Genomic DNA, 20,278 nt, shown 5'->3' with positions numbered 1-20,278 from the left:
CAGATCATTATACTATAACCATGATATTCATTCGACGCCCTTAACAGGCGTCTCGACGATCGACTAGAAGATGTCCGAGGACGTGAACCCCTTCGAGAGCCTCCACGAACAGATAGACGACGCCGCCGCGGTCCTCGACGTTTCCTCGGGGGTTCTCGACCGGTTCAAACACCCAGAACGCGTGCTCGAAACCACGCTCTCGATAGAACGCGACGACGGCTCGCTCGCTACCTTCGAGGCCTTCCGCTCGCAGTACAACGGCGACCGCGGGCCGTACAAGGGCGGGCTCCGGTATCACCCGAACGTCACGCGTGACGAGGTGAAGGCGCTCTCGGGCTGGATGGCCTACAAATGCGCGATGGTCGACATCCCCTACGGCGGTGGGAAGGGCGGTATCGCGGTCGATCCCGACGACCTCTCCGAGGGGGAGATCGAGCGGCTCACGCGGGCGTTCGCCGCGGAACTTCGGCGGGTGGTCGGGCCCGACGTCGACATTCCCGCACCCGACGTCAACACCGGCCCGCGCGAGATGAACTGGTTGAAGGACACCTACGAGACCCTCGAGAACACCACCGCGCCGGGCGTCGTGACGGGCAAGGCGCTCGAATCCGGCGGGAGCGAGGGACGGGTCGAGGCCACGGGTCGGTCAGTGATGCTCACCGCACGCGAGGCGTTCGACTACCTCGACATCGACCTCGACGGCGCGACGGTCGCGGTCGAGGGCTACGGCAACGTCGGCGCGATCGCGGCCCGACTCCTCGAAGCGGAGGGCGCGAGCATCGTGGCGGTCTCCGATTCGAGCGGTGGAGTGTACAACTCGAACGGCCTCGACCCCCAGGCGGTCAGGGACCACAAGACCGAGACCGGGAGCGTCACCGGCGCACCCGACGTCGAGGAGCAGCTCACCGACGAGGAGCTCCTCACCCTCGACGTCGACCTCCTCATTCCGGCCGCGCTCGAGAACGCGATCAACCGCGACCTCGCCGAGGAGGTCGAGGCCGAGGTCATCGTGGAGGGCGCGAACGGGCCGCTCACGCCGCGGGCCGACGACGTGTTGAGTGACCGTGACGTCGCGGTCTTCCCCGACGTGCTCGCGAACGCCGGCGGCGTCACGGTGTCGTACTTCGAGTGGGTCCAGAACCGCCAGCGGTTCTACTGGAGCGAGGAGCGCGTCAACGACGAGCTCGAGACGGTGATGGTCGAGGCGTTCGAGGACCTCGTCGGGACCTACGAGGAGCGCGGGCTCCCGAGCTTCCGGACGGCGGCCTACGTCGTCGGGCTCTCGCGGCTCATCGACGCCTACGACGAGGCCGGCAACTTCCCCTGACGGCCGTCGCGGAGCGGATATTTAATGCCCCCACGTCTCCAATCGAGGGCGCGATGGTCTACAAGAAGATCACGATGATCGGTACCAGCGAGGAGAGCTTCGAGGCCGCGACCGACGCCGCGATCGACCGCGCCGAGGAGACCCTCAACGACGTGAAGTGGGCGACGACGGAGAACCTCGGGGTCGAGATCGGCGACCCGGGCGAGCGCGAGTACCAGGTCGAGGTCGAGATCGCGTTCGAACTCGACGAGTAACCCCCCAACGAGATCCGCCGGCACGACCGGGCCGGCGGTGCGGCCGCGGCGCGAACGGCGGCCTGCGGTGGCGGCGCGGCCGCGGTCGCGGTGCGGGCGGTTCCTGGCGGATGAAGGGCGAGGGCGCGGAGCGCCCGAGGGCTTCGGCGGTGCTGCGCGGTGGCGGCGGGGAGTTGTTAGTAATTGTACCGCGAGTGACCGCAGGGAGCGAGCGGGCCAAGGAACCCCCGAGCGGAGCGAGTGGGGTGACGCAGGCTTTTGATCCACATTTTGCCAGCGAACGAAGTGAGCGCAGCAAAAGGTGGGGCGTGAGGTGGGGGTTCTTAGAGCACGCGCTTTCCGAGCGCGCTCGCGACGAGCTCGACACCGAGTTCGGCGGTCTCGTTGTGGGAGTCCAAGATTGGGTTGGCCTCGACGACTTCGAGCGAGCGGAGCAGGGACTCGCGTTCGGCGACGGTCTCCATCGCGGAGTGGGCCTCGCGGTAGGTCACGCCACCCCTCACGGGCGTCCCGACGCCGGGAGCGTGGCGGGGGTCGAGCCAGTCGAGGTCGAGGCTGACGTGGACCCCGTCGACGCCACGGGTGGCGATGTCGAGCGCGTCCTCGGTGACGTCGACCACACCTCGCTCGTCGATGTCGGACATCGTGAAGGCGGTGACGTCGGACTCGCGGATGCGCTCGCGTTCGGGGTCGTCGACGCTTCGGAGCCCGACGAGGACGACGTTCTCCTCGCGGAGGGTCGGGGCGTTGGCCCAGGGCGTGTCGGCGAACGAACCCCAGCCGAGCGCGGCGGCGAGCGGCATCCCGTGGACGTTGCCCGAGGGCGTGGTCTCGGGGGTGTTGACGTCGCTGTGGGCGTCGAACCAGACCGCACCGAGGCTGGCGTCGCGGGCGCTGCCGACGAGCGAGCCGATGGCGATCGAGTGGTCGCCGCCGAGCACCAGCGGGAGGTCGTTCGTGGCGACCGCGTCGGCGACCTCGTTGGCGAGGCGGCCACAGACCGATTCGATCTCGTCGAGGTACTTCGCGCGCGGGTCGCGGGTCTCGGGGTCGCGCTCCTCGGCGTGGGAGACCGAGAGGTCGCCGGCGTCGGTACACGACCGCCCGATCGAATCGAGCGCCGTGGCGAGGCCCGCGTATCGGAGGGCGGAGGGACCCATGTCGACCCCGCGGCGGTCGGCCCCGAGGTCCATCGGTACCCCGATGGTTCTGATTGCCATGTCGTTCGCGTTCGACCCCCGCCGGGTAAAAGTCGTCCCCATCACCCCGATCCGGTGGTCGTTCCCGTCCCGGCGTGGGTGCCCGCCCGAAGTTCGTCTTCAAATTTTTGGTTCGGGATTCGAATCCCGTCCAGATCCCGGGCACGAAACCCGAAAACCGTCGTGAGAAGCAGCCCTTCGTCCCTGTTCATCGATAATTACGCATCCGGTCACCCGTCGGGTTTAAGGGACCCTGCAACCAACACGGACTTATGTCATCTATCGAACTCACGGACAGCCAGAAGAAGATACTCCAGGAGCTCGTCGACCTCTACCGGGAGAGCGAAACCGCGGTCAAGGGCGAGGCGATCGCCGAGATGGTCGACCGGAACCCGGGGACGATCCGCAACCAGATGCAGAGCCTCAAAGCCCTCCAGCTGGTCGAAGGGGTACCGGGACCGAAGGGCGGCTACAAACCGACGGCGGCGGCCTACAGCGCGCTCGACATCGAGGAGATGGACGAACCGGAGTCCGTCCCCCTCAGCCACAACGGCGAGCGCGTCGAGACGTTGATCGTCCAGGAGATCAACCTCCTGAGCGTCCACCACCCCGAGAAGTGTCGGGCCGAGATCCACATCCAGGGCTCGGTGCGGGACTTCCACGAGGGCGACAAGGTGACGGTCGGTCCGACGCCGAAGTCGAAGCTCGCGATCACGGGTACCGTCGACGGCACCGTCGACACCGACAACACCCTGATAATCAACACCGAGGGGATGGAAGCCCCGGCCGAAGGCTGAACACACGCACGACCTTCTCGGACGATCGAGCGGTACGAGTGACGAACGCCGGCCGCGGTGCGGTCGGCGGCCCGTGGTGGTTGCGGGCCTGGTGGATGAAGGGCGAGCGCTCGGCTCACGGGTCGTTCCTCCCCGTTCGCATCGAGGTGCGTCGCTTCGCTCGCACCTCGCACCCGAGGGCTTCGGCGGAGGTGGTGCTGTGCGGGGCGGTTGCGGAATTGTTAGTCGTTGTACCGCGAACGAGCGAAGCGACTGAGCGGCGGTTTTTAGTCCAGGTTTTTGCGAGGAGTGGTTCGCTCACTGCGCTCGCGAACCCGACGAGAAAAAAAGTGGTCTCAGCGGCCGCGGACGAAGGCCGAGAGCCGGTCGGCGAGTCCGGTTCGGTCACCGAGTTTGAGGTAGTAGGCCGCGCCGCCGTCCTCGTAGTAGTGTTCGATGTGGCGTTCGACCTCGAAACCGATGTGTTTGTAGAACGCGACGGCGGCCTCGTTGGTCGCGCGGGCGTGACAGGTCACGGTGTCGTGTTCCTCGGCGACGGTGGCGATGAGGCGGCCGCCGAAGCCCTCGCCGCGGTGGTCGCCGTCGATGGCGAGAAAGAGGACGTAGCCGTCGCGGCGGACCGCCGCGAAGCCGATGAGCGCGTCGGCCGTATCGGCGTCGTGGTCGCCGGCGAACAGGAGGTGGACGGTGGCGCGACGGTAGGCGTCGGTGAAGAAGCCGCGGCGCTGTTTGAGGACACCCTCCTGCTCGCGGATGCGCTCTTTCAGCTCCCACGCCGAACCGACGTACTCGTCGCTGCCCGACTCGACGATACTGGTCGTGACATCGACGCTCACTGGCTCCCGAATAGCACATGGGAGACCATAACTCCACCGCCCAGTCGGCCACGACCCACCCGGCATGGGATTGCAGAACGCTTTCGGGGAAAGCCCGTCTTCGACGGATATGTCTACCTCTCGCGACACCGAGTCGGCCCAAACCGGGATCGTCGGGCGGGTTCGGGAGTGGCTCATCAGCGGGGCCGCGCTCACCATCCCGTTCGTCATCACGATGATGGTGCTCGGGTTCGTGCTCAACTTCCTCAGCAACGTCCTCACGCCGGTGGTCGAGGCCGCCGGGATGGTCGGACTCAACGAACCCGTCCGGGGGTTCGCCCGGTCGATCGGGCTCGGTCCCGCCTTCGGGTCGGTGTTCATCGAGTTCGGGACGGTCTTCGCGCTCGTGGCGCTGGTGCTCGTCGTGGGCTTCGCCGCGAACGCCACCTCCTCGGAGCACGGCTTCTCGGAGTGGTTCCACACCGCGATGGAGGCCATCCCCGGCGTCGGGTCGGTCTACACCAGCTTCCGCCGGATGAGCGACGTCCTGATCGAGAGCGACACCAGCAGCTTCCAGGAGGTCAAACTCATCGAGTTCCCGAACGAGGGCACCTACTCGTTCGCGTTCGTGACCGCGACACCCCCGGACACGATCGACGAGGCGGCCGACCACGACGACCTCCGAACCTTGTTCATGCCGCTCGCGCCGAATCCCGTGATGGGGGGCTTCCTGGTCCACGTCCCGAGCGCCCGGGTCTACGACGTCGACATAACCGTCGAGCAGGCCGTCAGCGCGATCGTCACCAGCGGGGTGGCGATCGGCGAAACCGACGACGTGACCGGCCTCTCGGCCGACGAGCTCGCGGCGCTCGGGCAGTACGACACCGAACGAACCAACCTCGAAGAGGGACTCGTCGGCGCGCCGGCGGAGCGGGGGTCGACGAGCGAACGGGAGACGGACGACTCCTGAAGGTTTGCTGTGCCAAGCTATACGTAGCCTTGCTACGTGCGTCGTGACAGAACATCGATGGGTAACGAGCTCACCGTCTTGACGTGGAACCTCAACGGCGACGCTGGAGTGTCGACGGACCGAATAGAGCGACAGAAACAGTTCTTCAGGGACCACCACCATGAGACGGACCTGTTCTGTCTCCAAGCCGTCGATTGGACCAGAAGCGACCACTTCGACGAACTAATCGAGTTCTTCGAAGAAGAGTGGTGTTACGACGTAACTCATACGCGCGACTGGAACCGCCAACTCCTCGGCCTCGATGTTCAGCCGTACCACAACATCAACGGCCGCTTCAAACACTGTCTGCTCACGGCGAGTAGGTGGCCGATCGAGCGAAACCCACTGGACCTCAAGAACAGTGGGAGCGGCAAACCGGTTGGGCTCAACTACTTCTATACCAACTTTCCGGACGGACTGCTGGTATCGGACGTTCGTTTACCGAATCACGGAACCGTTGACAGTGGAAGACTGGAGCTCTGGAACGTCGGGATAGTTCATGGCTCCGGCTGGAAGGAAGAGAAGATCAACGCACTCGAAACGATGTATGCTAGAGTCTTCCTTCAAAACAAGAAGACAGACAAAAGAGTGATTCTCGGCGGCGATTTCAATGCGCCACTCAAGGAAACCCTCGACGGAGATGGAGAGCCAACCATCGTCCCTCACGACGGCAACCGGCTCAAAGCAAAGAACAGGCCGTTTTACGGGAACCCGTACCGCTACCGAATATCGAACGAAGACTCCGAACCGTTCACCTTCTCACAGCGCTGGAAAAACGCCGAGAGCTACATCTTCGACCCGGAACTCGCGGACTGGGATATGCGCGATACGTACTGGTCGGCGGAAGACGGTGCCAAGAAGAGTAGCATGGACGACCACACCCACGTCGTTCACAACGGAAATCCGGCGAACAAGCGGCTCGACCATCTCCTCGCTGACGACCAGTTCGACGTGAAGACCTGCGAGATTCAGAACGGTATCGAAACCGATGTCAATGGATTCGACGTGAGCGACCATGCGCCCGTCGTCTCCGAGTTTGAAACATGATTCCTCGGACAACCCGTCGTTTCACCGAAGGAAATCGAACGAGACGTCGGCGGGCGTCGTTCGCGCCTCGACCGGCCGACCCTCCTCGTACTTCACGAAGTTGAGGTAGAACAGTTCGCCACAGCCCTCGCCGTTGGTCTCGCTTGCGCCACAGACGATCTCGACGCCGTCGCTCTCCTCGAAGTCGTCGTAGGGCGCAGCGTACTCCCAGCCGTCGAGGGCGAACGGCGTCACGGACTTGTCGGCGAGCGCGGCGTCGCGGTCGAGGGTGACGACCGCATCACACCACGGACAGGTGTACCGAACGGCGACCATACCGGACGAAGGGTCTCGTGGCATATAGCTCCCGCGTCGGGAGAAGTTTAGTCGAACATCCCGGTCGACATGTACCGCTCGCCGCTGTCCCAGAAGACGGTGACGACGAGCGGTTTCTCGTCATCCCCGCCGTCGGTTCGGAGTTCGGTCGCCGGTGAGCCGTCGTCGGCCAGTCGGCTCGCGACCCGGCGGGCGACGAGGTTCGACGCGCCGCTCGACTGGCCGACCAGGATCCCCTCCTCGCGCGCGAGACGTCGGCACTCGGCTTCGCTCTCCTCGAGGTCGACGGTCTCGACCGAGTCGATGAGGTCGCGGTCGAGGATGTCGCTCACGAACCCCGGCCCCATCCCCTCGAACTCGTCGGTGCCGGCCTCGCCGGTCGAGAGCACCGCGTTGGTCTCGGGTTCGACCGCCACCACGGTCATTTCGGGGAACGCCTCGCGGAGCCGCCGTCCGATGCCGGTGATGGTTCCCCCCGTCCCGACCGCGGCGACCAGCGCGTCGACGGTCCGGTCCCCGACCTGGTCGAGGATCTCCGGGCCGGTCGTATCGTAGTGGGACTGTGCGTTCGCGGGGTTCTCGAACTGCCGAAGTTGGACCATCCCCTTCTCCTCTTCGAGTTCGTCGGCGCGCTCTTTCGCCTCGGTCATCTCGCCGTCGACGAGTTCGAGCTCCGCGCCGTAGGCCGCCATGACCCGCTGGCGCTCCTCGGACTTCGAGGCGGGCATCACGATGGTGCAGTCGTAGCCCCGGACGGCCGCGACCACCGCCAGCCCGATGCCGGTGTTGCCGCTGGTCGGCTCGACGATGTGGTCGCCGGGTTCGAGCACCCCCTCCGCCTCCGCGGCCTCGACCATCGCGGCCGCCGGGCGGTCCTTCGCCGACCCGCCGGGGTTCTTGGATTCGACCTTCGCGGCGACGGTCGTCCCCGGTGGCGAGGCGACCCGCACGAGGGGGGATCCGATGGCGTCGAGGATGCTATCGTCCATTGGATTCGATTGGCTGTCGACGCCTAAACCGATGACGGGACCGGCCGGAAGCTTCGAAAATCCGATAGATGTAGCAAGGGAACGATACACGCATGAAGTGGTCTCGCAAATACCGCCCCAGCACGGAACGGTCGCGGTCGGCTTCTTTCTCCTGTTCACCGTCGCGTTCGTCTGCTACGGCGCGGGCGACCTACGCACGGGGGCGCACCGCTGGGGGCTGTTCGGCCTCGCGCTCGCTGCCGTCCACGTCGGCGGCTGGGCGGTGTGGATCGCCGCAGGGACGCCCGGCGGCCTCGCGCTCCCCGAACTCGTCGGATCCGGCTGTGTCTCGACGTGGATCCTCGGCACGGCCGTCAGAATGTGGTGAGGTCCGCTACTCGACCCGCTCGGACGAGCGCTCGTAGCGTTTGGCGAGTTCGACGTAGTGCTCGCCGGCGTGGGTCCACGGCGAGTCCTCGACCTCCGTCTTGACCTCCGCGGGCGTGCCGGCGACGAGGGTGCTCGGCGGGACCTCGGTGCCTTCGGTGACGACGCTTCCGGCGGCCACGAGCGCCTCCTCGCCGACGTGTGCGCCGTCGAGGACCGTCGCACTCATCCCGACCATCGCGCGCTCGCCCACGGTGGCGGCGTGGACGATGGCGGTGTGACCGATGGTTGCCCCGGGCCCGATCGCACAGCCCTCGTGACAGACCGCGTTGTCCTGGACGTTCGCGCCCTCGCGGACCACGATCGCGCCCGAATCCCCGCGGAGCGTGACGTGGGGCCAGACGCTCGCCTCGGCTTCGATCGTGACGTCGCCGATGACGACCGCGGTCTCGTCGACGCGAGCGGACTCGTGGATGGTGGGTGTAGTGCCCTCGAACGACCGGATGACCATGCACGGACGCGGGTCCGACCGGGAATAAATCCGTGTGTCGGCACGCCGCGAACCGACGGCGGGAGGCAGTGACCGTACGGACACCGAATCGGTTTACCCACGACGACACAACGGGACGTATGAACACCGACCGCGTGACGCTGGCCGCGATGGTCTTCGCGGTCCTCTTCGGTCAGGTCGCGCTCTATCCGGGGGTTCCGGAGCTCGTGCGCGCGCTCGGCGCGACCACGACGCTCGACGCGGGGACGTGGTTTCTGGGGGCCGAGTACGCCGGCTTCGTGCTGTTCGCGGGCGTCTGGGGCGCGGCCAGCGACGCGGCGGGACGGCGGGTGCCGTTCATCGTCGCGGGTGCGCTCGGCGGGGTGGCGAGCTACCTCGCGCTGGTCGGGCTCGCGACGGTCACGGACATCGGGTTCGGCGCGATGCTCGTCCTCCGGTTCGTCGAGGGGAGCTTCACGATCGCCGCGTTCTCGCTCTCGATAACGATGCTGATGGATCTCGAGGGGGGCCACGGCCGGAACATGGGTGCGGCGGGGATCGCGATCGGCTCCGGGACGGCGCTCGGGGCCCCCCTCGGCGGTCAGCTCTCGGCGGTCGGCCCGCTGGTCCCCATCGTGGTGGCCGCCGGCCTCCTCTGTCTCGTGGCGCTGCTCGCGACCCGACTCACCGACCGGGCCCCGGAGACGACGCGCCGCGGCATCCGGGCGGCGCTCGACGGGCTTCGGGACCGGCCCGCGCTCGGTCTGCCGTACGCCTTCGGGTTCGCGGACCGGTTCACGGCGGGCTTCTTCGCGCTCGTCGGGACCCTCTACTTCCGGCGGGCCTTCGACCTCGACGCCGGCGCGGCTGGTCTGGTGCTCGCGCTCTTCTTCGCGCCGTTCGCGCTCGGGCAATATCCCGCAGGCCGGCTCTCCGACCGGATCGGCCGGCTGGTGCCCGTGGTCGTCGGGTCGGTGTGTTACGGCGTGACGATCCTGGGGGTGTATCTCGCGCCGACGGTCGAGCTCGCGGGCGCGACGATGGTGTTGCTCGGCGCGGCGGGCGCGCTGGTCGCCCCCGCCACGATGGCGCTCGTCACCGACCTCGCGAGCGACGACCGGGGCACCGCGATGGCCGGGTTCAACATCGCCGGGAGCCTCGGGTTCCTCGTCGGGACCGTCGGCGGCGGCGCGGTCGCCGATAGCCTGGGGTTCGGCGCGGCCTTTCTCGCCGCCGCGGTACTCGAAGCCGGGATCGTCCTGGTCGCACTGCCCGCGCTGCTCCGGCTCGATATCCCGCGTGCCGTGCTGTTCGGCGGCCGGGAGTCCGCCTGAGAACCATCGTGAATCCGTCTTTCTTCCGGTCGGTTCCGGTCGTTCAGCACTCGTGTTCCCGATGTGCCGCCTCGATACCCGCCGAGAGCACGTCGCGGTCCTCGTGAAACACCAGATGGGACTCGCAGTCACAGTCCGAGGCACCGAAGTCCGGGATACGCTCGCCGGGGACCGCCCGGGCGATGGCACACTCGGCATCCACAGGTGTCGTCACGGCCCGATCGAGCACCGTCGCGGGGTGTCCCAGGAGGTAGTCGATGTGCCAGTGGCGGACGTCGCGCTCGCCGGTGGCGACCTCGCGGTGCCGGTCGACCCGCGCGAAGCCGCCCGGGCCGAGCGCGCTGCCCGTGTAGGCGTACCAACCCGGCGAAAACGCGCGGTCGCCGAGCGCACCGACCTCGATGGTCGTCGGCGTCGGCAGCTCGATCAGGAGGGTGTAGGTCCCGCTCGCCATGCGGACATCAGCGTGTGGGCGAGGGTAAGTCCCCGGTGTGAGTGGGAGAAACGGGAGGAAAGGGAGCGACTACGAGGGGCTCGGGGTCTGGACGTGCGAGAGGTACGACGTCAGGTCGGCGGTGGTGATGATGCCGATGACGCCGTCGGAGTCGCTCACGACCGGCATGTGGTGAAAGCCGTGTTCGAGCATCGTATCGGCGACCTCGGTGATCGGGTCCTGAACCGTCGTGGTGATGACGTCCGTGCTCATGTACTTCGCGACCGTGGTCTCGGCCTTCGGGCTGCTCGCGGCGACGATCCCGACGAAGTCGGTGGTCGTGAGGATCCCTTGGAGGTCGTTGTTCCCGTCGACGACCATCACGGAGCCGATTCCCTCCTCGAGCATCACGTTCGCGGCCTCCTCGACGAGCGTGTCCGGGCTCACCGTGTGCAGGTCGCTCGACATCAGCCGCCCGACGAAGATATCGTCCATGATCCTTCATCTATCGGGGACAGTATAAACGTTCCCGCCGGGGCGAAACCTGTCGAGAGGCCGGTCGCCCGGTTCGTGTGGCCGCTATCCCGGGTGGCGAGCGGTGGCTTCATGCGGGTCGGTCGACACGGTGGTGGTATGGACTTGCTCCACACCTGCCTCAACGTCGCCGACGCCGACCGTGCGGTCGAGTTCTACGTCGAGGAGCTCGGCTTCGAGGAGTCGTGGTCGTTCGAGACCGAGGACGGCGAGACCACCAATCGCTACGTCGCCGCGGACAACGGCGTCGAACTCCAGCTCTCGGAGACCGACGGCGAGACCGAGTTCGAGCAGGGCACCGCCTGGGACCACCTCGCGGTGGCCGTCGAGAGCGTGGACGAGGCGTTCGCCGAGATCGACCACCACGGTGTCGTCCAGGAACCCGCCGACAACGACCCCGCCGGGGCGCGCACGGCCTTCGTCCGCGACCCGGACGGGCACGTCGTCGAACTCGTCCAACCGCTCGACGGCTGACCGCGTCGACCCCGCCGCTCACCACCCGCAAGCCGTTTGCCGACGGCCCCACACGGTTCTCGTAGTGACGAACGAGCACGACGAAGCAGCCGACGGGACGTCCGCCTCCGACGACCGCGCCCTCTCGGCGACCGAATTCCGGGCCGTTCTCGAGACCCTCGGCCGACCCGTGGCGACCGCGAGCGGGGTCGCGCGGGTTCGGGAGTGGTCACAGACGGCGGCAAGCGATGCGCTCGATGCGCTCGTCGAGTCGGGCCACCTCGACCGCCTCGACGTAAGCGACGACCCCCGAGTCTGGTACCCTCGCGAGTTCGCCGACCTCGTCTCCCGAGAGCACGTCGTCGTCTTCCCCGACCGCCGGGAGTTGGTGGTCGAACACCCCGAGCAGTTCACCCGCGCCCAGCTCACCCAGTTCGCCACGCTCGTCGATTCGTCGGGTGATGGGGCCTACATCTACGAGATCAGGGAAGAGGACGTCTGGTGGGCCCCCTACGACCACGTCGACGACCTCGTTCGGACGATGCGGAGCGTGCTGCCCGAGCGCGCGCCGAAGCTCGAGAAGTGGGTCGAGTCCCAGTGGCGGCGCGCCCGCCGGTTCGCGCTCACTACCCACCCGGACGACTATACGGTTCTCGAAGCCGAGAGCCCCGAACTCATGGGCAACGTCGCGCGTCAGAAGCTCGACACCGACCACCTCCACGCCCCGATCTCGGATACCGAGAGCTGGGTGGTCGAGGGGAAGGAGGGCGAGATCAAACGGACCCTCTACGACGCGGGCTATCCGGTCCAGGACCTCCGCGACCTCGACGGCGGGGCCGACCTCGACATCGACCTCGGGCTCGACCTCCGGGACTACCAACGCGACTGGGTCGAGCGCTTCCTCGAATCGGGTGCGGGCGTACTGGTGGGTCCCCCCGGAAGCGGGAAGACGGTGGCCGCGATGGGCGCGATGCGCGAGGTCGGCGGCGAGACACTCGTCCTCGCGCCGAGCCGCGAACTCGCCGGCCAGTGGCGCGAGGCCCTCCTCACTCACACCGACCTCGACCCCGACCAGATCGGCGAGTACCACGGCGGCGAGAAAAACATTCGACCGGTGACGATCGCGACCTACCGCACCGCCGGGATGGAGCGCCACCGGAAGCTCTTCGACGAGCGCCGGTGGGGTCTGATCGTCTACGACGAGGTCCACCACATCCCGGCCGCCGTCTATCGCAAGAGCGTCGACCTCCAGGCCAAACACCGCCTCGGGCTCTCGGCCACACCAGTGAGAGAGGACGACAAGGGGGCCGAGATCTTCACCCTCATCGGCCCGCCTATCGGTACAGATTGGGCGAAACTCTTCGAGGCGGGCTTCGTCGCCGAACCCGAGGTCGAACTCCGGTTCGTGCCCTGGAGATCGGAGGCCGACCGCGACGAGTACGCGAGCGTGACGGGCCACGAGCGCCGCCGGGTCGCGGGCTCGAACCCCGCGAAGCTCGACGCCATCCGGTCGCTGCTCGCCGAACACGCCGACGCGAAGGCGCTCGTCTTCGTCGAGTGGCTCGATCAGGGCGAGAGCTACGCCGAGGCGCTGGGGGTGCCGTTCATCAGCGGCGACACCCCCCACCCCGAACGCGAACGGCTGTTCGACGAGTTCCGGCGCGGGGAGCGCTCCCGACTGGTCGTCTCGCGGGTCGGCGACGAGGGGATCGACCTCCCGAGCGCCGAGGTCGCGGTCGTCGCCTCCGGCCTCGGCGGGTCGCGCCGCCAGGCCTCCCAGCGCGCCGGCCGGACGATGCGTCCCACGGGGAGCTCGCGGCTCTACGTCCTCGCGACCCGTGGCACCCGCGAGGAGGACTTCGCCCGCCAACAGCTCCGCCACCTCGCTGGCAAGGGCATCAGGCTCACCGAGACGACGTTCGAGACCGAGTAGCGGTCCCCACCGACCCTCGCGGCTTGTCGGTATCGAAGGGGCTATACCGAGGGGTTGTTAGTAGAAAGATAGTATGAGCAATATCGTCGAGGAGTGGGCCTCGAGCCCCCGCCTCGTTTCGGGAGGAGAACGGCTGTGACGTGTGAGATCGACGACCAGGTCGGGAAACGATGAAGCGGTCGGTTCTCGCGGTGGTGCTCGTCGGCCTCGTCGTGATGCAGGGGACCGTCGGCGGCGCGGTCGTCGGAACGAACACGGCCCCCAACGCGAACGCCACGGGGAACGACTCGGCGCTCTCGGAGCTGCGCAACGCGACGGGGTTCGCCACCGACGCGCTCGATGCGAGCGCGTCGAACACCGACAATGCGTCGACCGAAACGAACGGCTCGGCCGACACGGCCGATTCGAGCGAGTCGACCGATTCGAGCGCGTCGAACGGCTCGACGGGCGACGACACGTCGAACTCGACGTCGGCGACGACGGAGACGACGGACGGAACGTCGACCGCCGAAACCTCGGGCGAAACGACGGGCGAGAGCGGGTCCGACGACGGCACGTCCGCGGAGACCGAATCCGGTGAGAGCGAGTCCGACGAGTCGTCGTCCGAGGCAGAGTCGAGCGACGGTGAAGACGCGACGTCGTCCGAAACCCAATCCAGCGAGAGTGAGGATGGCGGGAGCGAGTCCGGCACATCGTCGTCCGAGAGCGAGTCCGGCGAAAGCGAGTCCAGCGAGTCCTCGTCAGAGGCCGAGTCGGGCGACGGTGAGGACGCGACGACGGACGGTGACACGTCGGCGAGCGAACCGACCTCGGCCGAGAGCGGTGCGGACGGGGACACCGGATCCGCGGAAGACGCATCGACCGGGTCGTCGGGCACGGCATCGGCCGCCGACGGAGCGGGTAGCGGGGCGGCAGCCGCGGGCGCGTCGGGCGGTTCCGCGAGCCCGACCGGCGGTGCGGCACCGGAGGGGGCCGCGAGCCAGAGCGCCGCGAGTCAAGGTGCTCCGGGCGAGTCGTCGAGCGCGGCACCGACCGCGTCGGGGGCCACGGGTGCGAGTAGCGGGGCGGCACCGGCCGCGGCCGGTGGCTCGTCCCAGGCCGCACCGAGCGGCGCGAGTGCCGGCGGGGCACCCCAGTCGGCAGGCGCGGCGGCACAGAGCCCGGCGGGAAGTACGGGTGCACAGGGGCAGAGCGTCCAGGGTGCCAGCGCACAGGGTGCACCGAGCGCGGCCGGCGGTAGCCAGGCTGCGGCCGGAAGCGGGGCGAGCACGGTCTCGCCCGACGCCGAGTTCGACATCGTCTCGGTCGATTCGGACGTTTCGACCGGCGAGCCCGGCACCGTCTCGGTGACGATCGAGAACACCGGCGAGGACGCGACCGACGCCGTGGTGAACTTCCAGTCGGGTTCCAGCGACCTCCTGTTCGGCCAGGCGGCGAGTACGAGCCGGTACATCGGCGACTGGGAGGAGGGCGAGAGCCGGACGGTCGACCTCTCGGTCCAGGCGGCCCCGGGTGCCGATAGCGCCGACTACCCGGTCGAGGCATCGGTCTCCTACGAGGACGACGACGGCGAGGCCGCCCAGTCCGCGAGTTCGACCTTCGGGGTCACGGTCGACGAGGCGAGCGACGACCTCTCGGTGACTGGCGTGGATTCGGACGTCCCCGTCGGCGGCACCGGCAACGTCAGCGTCACCCTCGAGAACACCGGCGAGGACGCGACCGACGCGGTGGTGAATCTCCAGACGCTCTCGACCGACCTGCTGTTCGACCGGAGCGCGAACGCGACCCGCTACGTCGGCGACTGGGACGCCGGCGAGTCGAGAACCATCGAGGTCACGATGCAGGCGACCCCGAGCGCCGACACCGACACCTACCCGGTCCAGGCCTCGGTCTCCTACGACGATTCCGATGGCGAGGCCGCCCAGCTCGGTCCCGCGACGTTCGGCGTCACCCCCGAGAGCCAACAGGAGTTCTCGCTCGACGGCGTGTCGGACGACCTCGAAGTCGGCTCCTCGGGCACCATCTCGGGCACGATCACGAACGACGGCCCGAAGGCCGCCACCGACGCGGTGCTGACGGTCTCTCCCAACAGCACCCGTGACATCGTGCCGCGTCAGAGCGAGTACGTCCTCGGCGACCTCGACGTGGACGAGTCGAGCTCGTTCGAGCTCCCCGTCCTCGTCAACGACACGACCGAGCCGGGCGAGCGCCAGGTCCAGTACTACGTCCAGTACTACGACTCGGACGGCGACCCGCTCCGGAGCGAGGCGCTGACGGCGACGGTCGACATCGACGAGCAGGAGGACGACTTCAACGTGGTCTCGACCAGCACCGACGTCCAGTCCGGCGAGGAGGGCAGCCTCACGGTGGTGATGAACAACACCGGCGAGAACGTGACGGACGCGACGGTATCGTTCCAGTCGCTCTCGGGCGGCGTGCTGTTCGGCGAGTCCGCGAACGCCACCCAGTTCGTCGAGGACTGGGACACCGGCGAGGAACGGAGCTTCGAGTTCGACGTGACCGCGACGGGCAGCGCGGGCACGACCTACCCGATGCAGGCCTCGCTCCAGTACACCGATTCGGGGGACGACGGGGCCCAGGCGGGACCGTTCGCCTTCGGCGTGACCCCGGGCGAGAGCGAGGACGACTTCGAGGTGGTCTCGACCGACTCGAACGTCCAGGTCGGCGACGAGGGTCCGATCACGCTCACCCTCCAGAACAACGGCGAGAACGCCACCGAATCGACCGTCTCGCTCCAGTCGCTCACCGGCGACATCACGCTCGGCCAGACCGCGAACGCGACGGCGTTCGTCGGCGAGTGGCCGGCGGGTGCCCAGCGGACGGTGAGCTTCAACGCCACCGCGACCAACACCACCGACGTCCGTGACTACCCGTTCCAGGCCTCGGTCTCCTACAACGACCCCGACGGCGACCAGGCGAGCGGCGGGCCGTTCACGGTCGGCGTGACGCCGGATCCGGAGCAGAACTTCGACCTCTCGAACGTCGAGAGCACCCTCCGGGTCGGTGACGAGGGCAACGTCACCGCGCAGGTCACGAACCAGGGCCCACAGGCCATCGACAACGCGGTCGTCGAGTTGGAGAGTCAGAGCGAATCGCTGAGCCCCCAGGAGACCGAGGCAGCCGTCGGAAGCCTCGCGCCGGGCGAGTCGGCCAACGTCTCCTTCCCGATCGAGGTGCCCGATAGCGCCGAATCCGGCGCGCGCCAGCTCTCGTTCGTCGTGGAGTACGACAACGAGAACGGTGACACCCGTCGGAGCGGGAGCCTCGACACCCAGGTCGACGTCGCCGGCCAGCGCGACTCGTTCATCGTCGAGCGCGCCAACGCCTCCGTCGGGATCGGCTCCTCCGAGGCCGTGACGCTCAACGTCACCAACAACCGGGATACGGTCGTCACGAACCTCAACGCGAAGGCCTACGCCGACACCCCGCTCTCGCTCTCGAACGACGAGGCCTACATCGCTCGGCTCGCACCCGGTGAGACCGAACAGATCAGCTTCGACGTGAGCGTCGCCGGGAGCGCGAGCGAGGGGCAGTACCCGCTCTCGGTCGACTTCCAGTACGACACGCCGAGCGACGCTGGCCAGCTCTCACAGAGCTACGACGTCCCGGTCGACGCCACCGAATCGAGCGGCGGCGGCCTGCTGTCGTCGGCACCGGTGATGATCGGCCTCGCGGCACTCCTCGTCGTGCTCGGCATCGGGGTCGTCTGGTCGCGACGGTGAGCCAGCACTGATGGCCGACTTCGACTACCAGCGCCTCATCGACTGGGCCGACGAGTGGATCACCGAACGACCCCGGACGGTCGTGGTCCTGTTCGTCGTGCTGACGGCGGTGTTCGCGGTCGGGATGACGAACATCTCGACGAGTTCGGGGACGAGCCAGTTCACCGACGACAGCCCGGCCCAGACCGCCCTCGACAACGTCAACGAGGAGTTCTCGCCGACGTTCTCCGAGTCCAACGGTAGCACCCAACTGATCCAACGCGGCTCGAACGTGCTCTCGAAGGACGAGCTGCTCGCGATGTTGACCCTCCAACAACGGGCCGAGGGGGATCCCGACCTCCGGGTCGCTTCGACGTCGAGCGCGGCCACGATCGTCGCGCAGACGCTCGACCCGGAGGCCACGACCCTCGACGACCAGATCGACGCGATCGAGGACGCCACGCCAACGGAGATCGATTCGGCGATCGGGACCGCCGCCGAGAACGAGGGGTTCACGAGCCTCCTCAGCAACGACTTCAACGAGCAGTCCGCGTCGGCCTCGGCCACGATCGGCACCATCACGCACGACGTGCCGGGCGGGGTCTCGGAGTCGGCCGGCACCAGCGGCAGTAGCCCGCTGACCGGCTACCAGACCCGCGTACGTACGATGGCGGGGAGCGTCGACAGCGACATCACGGTCTTCGGCAGCGGGATCGTCTCGGCGGAGTTCACCAACATCATCTTCGATTCGCTGATCATCGTGGTGCCCGCGGCGGCGCTCCTGATCCTGGTGTTCCTGATCTTCGCCTACCGCGACCCGATCGACCTGCTGCTCGGGGTGGTCTCGCTGGTGTTCGCGGTGATCTGGACCTTCGGCTTCACCGGCCTCGCCGGGCTGCCCTTCTCCCAGATGCTGATCGCGGTGCCGCCCCTCCTGCTCGCGGTGGGGATCGACTTCGGGATACACACCATCAACCGCTACCGCGAGGAGCGAGTCCAGGAGTACTCGGTCACCGAGTCGATGCGGACCGCGACCGACCAGCTGTTCGTCGCCTTCTTCATCGTCACCGGCACCACCGTGGTCGGCTTCGCCGCCAACGGCGTCAGCAGCCTCCAGCCGATCCGACAGTTCGGGCTGGTGGCGGCGGTCGGGATCGTCTTCACCTTCCTGATCTTCGGTATCTTCCTCCCCGCCGCGAAGGTCTGGGGCGACCACCTCCGGGTCCGGTACGGCATCCCGGAGTTCGGGCTCACTCCGCTCGGGGCCGAGGGCTCCCTCCTCGGGCGCGTGCTCACGGTGGGGGTTTCGGCCGCCCGGCGCGCACCCTACGCCGTGCTCGTCTTCACTCTGGTGATCTCGGTGGTCGCAGGGGGCTACGCGACGGGCGTCGACACCACCTTCTCCCAGGACGACTTCCTGCCGCCGGAGGAGGTGCCGGGCTACATAGAGGTGCTGCCGGAGCCGTTCGCGCCGGGCACCTACACCGTCACGGAGACCTCGAACTACCTCGAGGACAACTTCGCTACCACGTCGGGGAGTTCGGTGACGGTCTACGCGGAAGGTGATCTCCGCGCCGACTCCGCGCTCGAGTCCATCCAGCGGGCCAACGAGAACCCGCCCGACCCGGTCGTGACGAACGGGCGGACGGCGAGCACCGACAGCATCGTCACCGTCATCCGGGACTACGCCAACCAGTCGTCGTCGTTCGCAGCGCTCGTGGACAGGAACGACGTCGACGGCGACGGCGTGCCCGACGACAACCTCGTCGAAGTCTACGACGCACTGTTGGAGTCGCCTTACCGAGCGCAAGCGCTGAACTACATCACCGAGGACTACCGGAGTACCCAGGTCGTCTACTCGATCGAGAGCGACGCCACGCAGGACGAGATCTCGAACAGCGGCCGAACCCTCGCCGGCCGATATCGGCTCGACGCGACCGCCACGGGACAGACGATCGTGTTGCAGGGGGTGACGGACGCGATCTTCGTCTCGGCGATCCAGAGCCTCGTCGCCGCGCTGATCGTCACGGCGATATTCCTCGTGGTGATCTACTTCATCATCGAGGGCCGGCCATCGCTCGGGCTCGTGAACCTCGTGCCGATCGTGACCTCGGTCGCGTTGCTCGCGGGCTCGATGCGGCTGTTCGGCATCCCGCTCAACGCGCTCACCGCGACGATCCTCTCGATCGCGATCGGGCTCGGGGTGGACTACTCCTCGCACTTCGTCCACCGGTTCGTCGACGAGTACCACGAGTCGGGCGAGGACGTCTTCGTCGCGCTCGACGACACCGTCAGGGGCACGGGCGGGGCGCTCACCGGGAGCATGCTCACCACCACCACCGGCATCGGGGTGCTCGCGCTCGCGATCACGCCGATCCTCGGGCAGTTCGGGGTGGTGGTGGCGCTCTCGATCTTCTTCGCCTACCTCACCTCGATGCTCCTCACGCCGTCGGTGATCGTGGTCTGGGAGCGGTGGACGTGACCGACCACGACGACGCGGTGGCGGCGCTCAAACGCCTCGGGCTGTCGAGCTACGAGGCGAAGGTGTTCGTCGCGCTCCAGCGGATCGGTCGTGGGGCGGCCCGCGACATCGACGACGTCACCGACGTCCCGCGTTCGCAGGTCTACGGCGCGGCGGAGAACCTCGAAAAGCGCGGGCTGATAGACGTCCAACGCGCCGAACCGATCCAGTACCGCGCGGTCGACCTCGACGAGGCACGGCGTCGGCTCCGCGCCCGGATCGACGACGCCGAGGAACGCGCGTTCGGCTACCTCGAAACCGCTCGGAACGAGCTCGTCGACGACGACGAGGCTCGCGAGGAGGTCTGGACCATCACCGGTCGGGACGCGATCACCGACCGGGTGGTCCGACTCGCGAGCGAGGCCGAACGGCGCGTGGTGTTCGGCACCGACGACGAGCGGCTGGTCACCGACGAGGTCGTCGCGGCGCTCGACGGCTTCCCGGGGACCGCCATCGTCGTGAGCACGACCCCGGCGGTCCGCGAGCGGTTCGAGGGTATCGAGGGGGTGGTGACGCCCTCGGTCACGACCCTGGCCGAGATGGGGCCCGACGACCGGAGCAGTCGGATCCTGATCGTCGACGGCGACACCGTTCTGATGGCCGTGCGTGGCGAGGGCACCGAGGACTGTACCGAGACCGCGATCTGGAGCGCGAACACGGGGTTCGCGTCGGTGTTCGTCGGGCTGTTCGAGGAGTGGTTGACCGAGTTCTTCGACGGCTGAATCGGTGGCCGTCGGGGC

At 67.7% G+C, this 20,278-nt stretch carries 19 protein-coding genes; 12 read left to right on the top strand and 7 right to left on the bottom strand.

Features of this window, described 5'->3' with window-relative positions; translation table 11 throughout:
- The first annotated feature begins 70 nt into the window (after window positions 1-70).
- Together GT355_RS02530 and GT355_RS02525 are read left to right on the top strand one after the other, a co-directional pair.
- The gene (locus tag GT355_RS02530; protein ID WP_160133189.1) at window positions 71-1,327 is read left to right on the top strand and encodes a Glu/Leu/Phe/Val family dehydrogenase; all 1,257 of its coding nucleotides are present in this window, start codon (window positions 71-73) and stop codon (window positions 1,325-1,327) included.
- A gap of 53 nt (window positions 1,328-1,380) precedes the next feature.
- Window positions 1,381-1,581 carry a dodecin gene (locus GT355_RS02525; RefSeq protein WP_160133188.1) on the top strand — a complete coding sequence of 67 codons (201 nt, stop codon included), beginning with the start codon at window positions 1,381-1,383 and terminating at the stop codon, window positions 1,579-1,581.
- A 323-nt stretch (window positions 1,582-1,904) separates the two neighbouring features.
- On the opposite strand, the gene rocF is transcribed toward GT355_RS02525, so the two are convergent.
- Window positions 1,905-2,801, bottom strand: coding sequence for an arginase (rocF, locus tag GT355_RS02520; protein ID WP_160133187.1), 897 nt, complete (start codon window positions 2,799-2,801; stop codon window positions 1,905-1,907).
- 251 nt (window positions 2,802-3,052) lie between these two features.
- On the opposite strand from rocF, the gene GT355_RS02515 reads away from it, so the two are divergent.
- Window positions 3,053-3,577, top strand: coding sequence for an Rrf2 family transcriptional regulator (locus GT355_RS02515; RefSeq protein WP_160133186.1), 525 nt, complete (start codon window positions 3,053-3,055; stop codon window positions 3,575-3,577).
- Window positions 3,578-3,912: 335 nt separating this feature from the next.
- On the opposite strand, the gene GT355_RS02510 is transcribed toward GT355_RS02515, so the two are convergent.
- Window positions 3,913-4,413 carry a GNAT family N-acetyltransferase gene (locus GT355_RS02510; RefSeq protein WP_160133185.1) on the bottom strand — a complete coding sequence of 167 codons (501 nt, stop codon included), beginning with the start codon at window positions 4,411-4,413 and terminating at the stop codon, window positions 3,913-3,915.
- 109 nt (window positions 4,414-4,522) lie between these two features.
- Here GT355_RS02510 and GT355_RS02505 point away from each other — a divergent pair, with 109 nt between their 5' ends.
- Together GT355_RS02505 and GT355_RS02500 are read left to right on the top strand one after the other, a co-directional pair.
- Complete coding sequence (locus GT355_RS02505) at window positions 4,523-5,362, top strand: DUF502 domain-containing protein (RefSeq protein ID WP_160133184.1); 840 nt, start codon at window positions 4,523-4,525, stop codon at window positions 5,360-5,362.
- A gap of 57 nt (window positions 5,363-5,419) precedes the next feature.
- Window positions 5,420-6,448 (top strand): endonuclease/exonuclease/phosphatase family protein, encoded by a 1,029-nt coding sequence (locus GT355_RS02500; RefSeq protein ID WP_160133183.1) that lies wholly within the window; start codon window positions 5,420-5,422, stop codon window positions 6,446-6,448.
- 21 nt (window positions 6,449-6,469) lie between these two features.
- On the opposite strand, the gene GT355_RS02495 is transcribed toward GT355_RS02500, so the two are convergent.
- Together GT355_RS02495 and GT355_RS02490 are read right to left on the bottom strand one after the other, a co-directional pair.
- Window positions 6,470-6,763, bottom strand: a complete 294-nt coding sequence (locus tag GT355_RS02495) for a DUF7969 family protein (protein WP_160133182.1) — start codon at window positions 6,761-6,763, stop codon at window positions 6,470-6,472.
- A gap of 47 nt (window positions 6,764-6,810) precedes the next feature.
- Entirely contained in the window at window positions 6,811-7,752 is a 942-nt protein-coding gene (locus tag GT355_RS02490) for a PLP-dependent cysteine synthase family protein (protein WP_160133181.1), read from the bottom strand.
- Window positions 7,753-7,849: 97 nt separating this feature from the next.
- Between GT355_RS02490 and GT355_RS02485 the strand changes: the two genes are divergently transcribed.
- Window positions 7,850-8,119: a DUF998 domain-containing protein gene (locus tag GT355_RS02485; protein WP_240145693.1), complete on the top strand. Its 270-nt coding sequence runs from the start codon at window positions 7,850-7,852 to the stop codon at window positions 8,117-8,119.
- 6 nt (window positions 8,120-8,125) lie between these two features.
- Here GT355_RS02485 and GT355_RS02480 read toward each other — a convergent pair whose 3' ends face one another.
- Window positions 8,126-8,629 (bottom strand): gamma carbonic anhydrase family protein, encoded by a 504-nt coding sequence (locus GT355_RS02480; protein ID WP_160133180.1) that lies wholly within the window; start codon window positions 8,627-8,629, stop codon window positions 8,126-8,128.
- 119 nt (window positions 8,630-8,748) lie between these two features.
- Between GT355_RS02480 and GT355_RS02475 the strand changes: the two genes are divergently transcribed.
- Window positions 8,749-9,942: an MFS transporter gene (locus tag GT355_RS02475; protein WP_160133179.1), complete on the top strand. Its 1,194-nt coding sequence runs from the start codon at window positions 8,749-8,751 to the stop codon at window positions 9,940-9,942.
- A 43-nt stretch (window positions 9,943-9,985) separates the two neighbouring features.
- Here the strand turns inward: GT355_RS02475 and GT355_RS02470 are convergent, their stop codons facing one another.
- Entirely contained in the window at window positions 9,986-10,396 is a 411-nt protein-coding gene (locus GT355_RS02470) for a GIY-YIG nuclease family protein (protein ID WP_160133178.1), read from the bottom strand.
- 69 nt (window positions 10,397-10,465) lie between these two features.
- Complete coding sequence (locus GT355_RS02465; RefSeq protein ID WP_160133177.1) at window positions 10,466-10,870, bottom strand: CBS domain-containing protein; 405 nt, start codon at window positions 10,868-10,870, stop codon at window positions 10,466-10,468.
- 138 nt (window positions 10,871-11,008) lie between these two features.
- On the opposite strand from GT355_RS02465, the gene GT355_RS02460 reads away from it, so the two are divergent.
- The 5 genes from GT355_RS02460 to GT355_RS02440 all read left to right on the top strand — a co-directional run bounded on the left by GT355_RS02460 (window position 11,009) and on the right by GT355_RS02440 (window position 20,260).
- Window positions 11,009-11,383, top strand: a complete 375-nt coding sequence (locus GT355_RS02460) for a VOC family protein (protein WP_160133176.1) — start codon at window positions 11,009-11,011, stop codon at window positions 11,381-11,383.
- Between the two features lie 64 nt (window positions 11,384-11,447).
- Window positions 11,448-13,295 (top strand): DEAD/DEAH box helicase, encoded by a 1,848-nt coding sequence (locus GT355_RS02455; RefSeq protein ID WP_160133175.1) that lies wholly within the window; start codon window positions 11,448-11,450, stop codon window positions 13,293-13,295.
- Between the two features lie 170 nt (window positions 13,296-13,465).
- Window positions 13,466-17,038 (top strand): COG1361 S-layer family protein, encoded by a 3,573-nt coding sequence (locus GT355_RS02450; RefSeq protein ID WP_160133174.1) that lies wholly within the window; start codon window positions 13,466-13,468, stop codon window positions 17,036-17,038.
- A gap of 10 nt (window positions 17,039-17,048) precedes the next feature.
- Window positions 17,049-19,499: an efflux RND transporter permease subunit gene (locus GT355_RS02445; RefSeq protein WP_160133173.1), complete on the top strand. Its 2,451-nt coding sequence runs from the start codon at window positions 17,049-17,051 to the stop codon at window positions 19,497-19,499.
- The gene (locus tag GT355_RS02440) at window positions 19,490-20,260 is read left to right on the top strand and encodes a TrmB family transcriptional regulator (RefSeq protein WP_160133172.1); all 771 of its coding nucleotides are present in this window, start codon (window positions 19,490-19,492) and stop codon (window positions 20,258-20,260) included. Before GT355_RS02445 ends, GT355_RS02440 begins: the two co-directional genes overlap by 10 nt.
- Window positions 20,261-20,278: the final 18 nt, after the last annotated feature.

This window comes from Halococcus salsus (genome assembly GCF_009900715.1).
Taxonomy (GTDB): Archaea; Halobacteriota; Halobacteria; order Halobacteriales; family Halococcaceae; genus Halococcus; species Halococcus salsus.
Note: the sequence above shows the minus strand (reverse complement) of the source record. Positions and strands in the feature narration are given on the sequence as shown.

Coding starts and splice junctions, on each gene's coding strand:
- GT355_RS02530 (WP_160133189.1), top strand. CDS start 71: ATGTCCGAGGACGTGAACCCCTTCGAGAGCCTCCACGAACAGATAGAC.
- GT355_RS02525 (WP_160133188.1), top strand. CDS start 1,381: ATGGTCTACAAGAAGATCACGATGATCGGTACCAGCGAGGAGAGCTTC.
- rocF (WP_160133187.1), bottom strand. CDS start 2,801: ATGGCAATCAGAACCATCGGGGTACCGATGGACCTCGGGGCCGACCGC.
- GT355_RS02515 (WP_160133186.1), top strand. CDS start 3,053: ATGTCATCTATCGAACTCACGGACAGCCAGAAGAAGATACTCCAGGAG.
- GT355_RS02505 (WP_160133184.1), top strand. CDS start 4,523: ATGTCTACCTCTCGCGACACCGAGTCGGCCCAAACCGGGATCGTCGGG.
- GT355_RS02500 (WP_160133183.1), top strand. CDS start 5,420: ATGGGTAACGAGCTCACCGTCTTGACGTGGAACCTCAACGGCGACGCT.
- GT355_RS02495 (WP_160133182.1), bottom strand. CDS start 6,763: ATGGTCGCCGTTCGGTACACCTGTCCGTGGTGTGATGCGGTCGTCACC.
- GT355_RS02490 (WP_160133181.1), bottom strand. CDS start 7,752: ATGGACGATAGCATCCTCGACGCCATCGGATCCCCCCTCGTGCGGGTC.
- GT355_RS02480 (WP_160133180.1), bottom strand. CDS start 8,629: ATGGTCATCCGGTCGTTCGAGGGCACTACACCCACCATCCACGAGTCC.
- GT355_RS02475 (WP_160133179.1), top strand. CDS start 8,749: ATGAACACCGACCGCGTGACGCTGGCCGCGATGGTCTTCGCGGTCCTC.
- GT355_RS02470 (WP_160133178.1), bottom strand. CDS start 10,396: ATGGCGAGCGGGACCTACACCCTCCTGATCGAGCTGCCGACGCCGACG.
- GT355_RS02465 (WP_160133177.1), bottom strand. CDS start 10,870: ATGGACGATATCTTCGTCGGGCGGCTGATGTCGAGCGACCTGCACACG.
- GT355_RS02460 (WP_160133176.1), top strand. CDS start 11,009: ATGGACTTGCTCCACACCTGCCTCAACGTCGCCGACGCCGACCGTGCG.
- GT355_RS02450 (WP_160133174.1), top strand. CDS start 13,466: ATGAAGCGGTCGGTTCTCGCGGTGGTGCTCGTCGGCCTCGTCGTGATG.
- GT355_RS02445 (WP_160133173.1), top strand. CDS start 17,049: ATGGCCGACTTCGACTACCAGCGCCTCATCGACTGGGCCGACGAGTGG.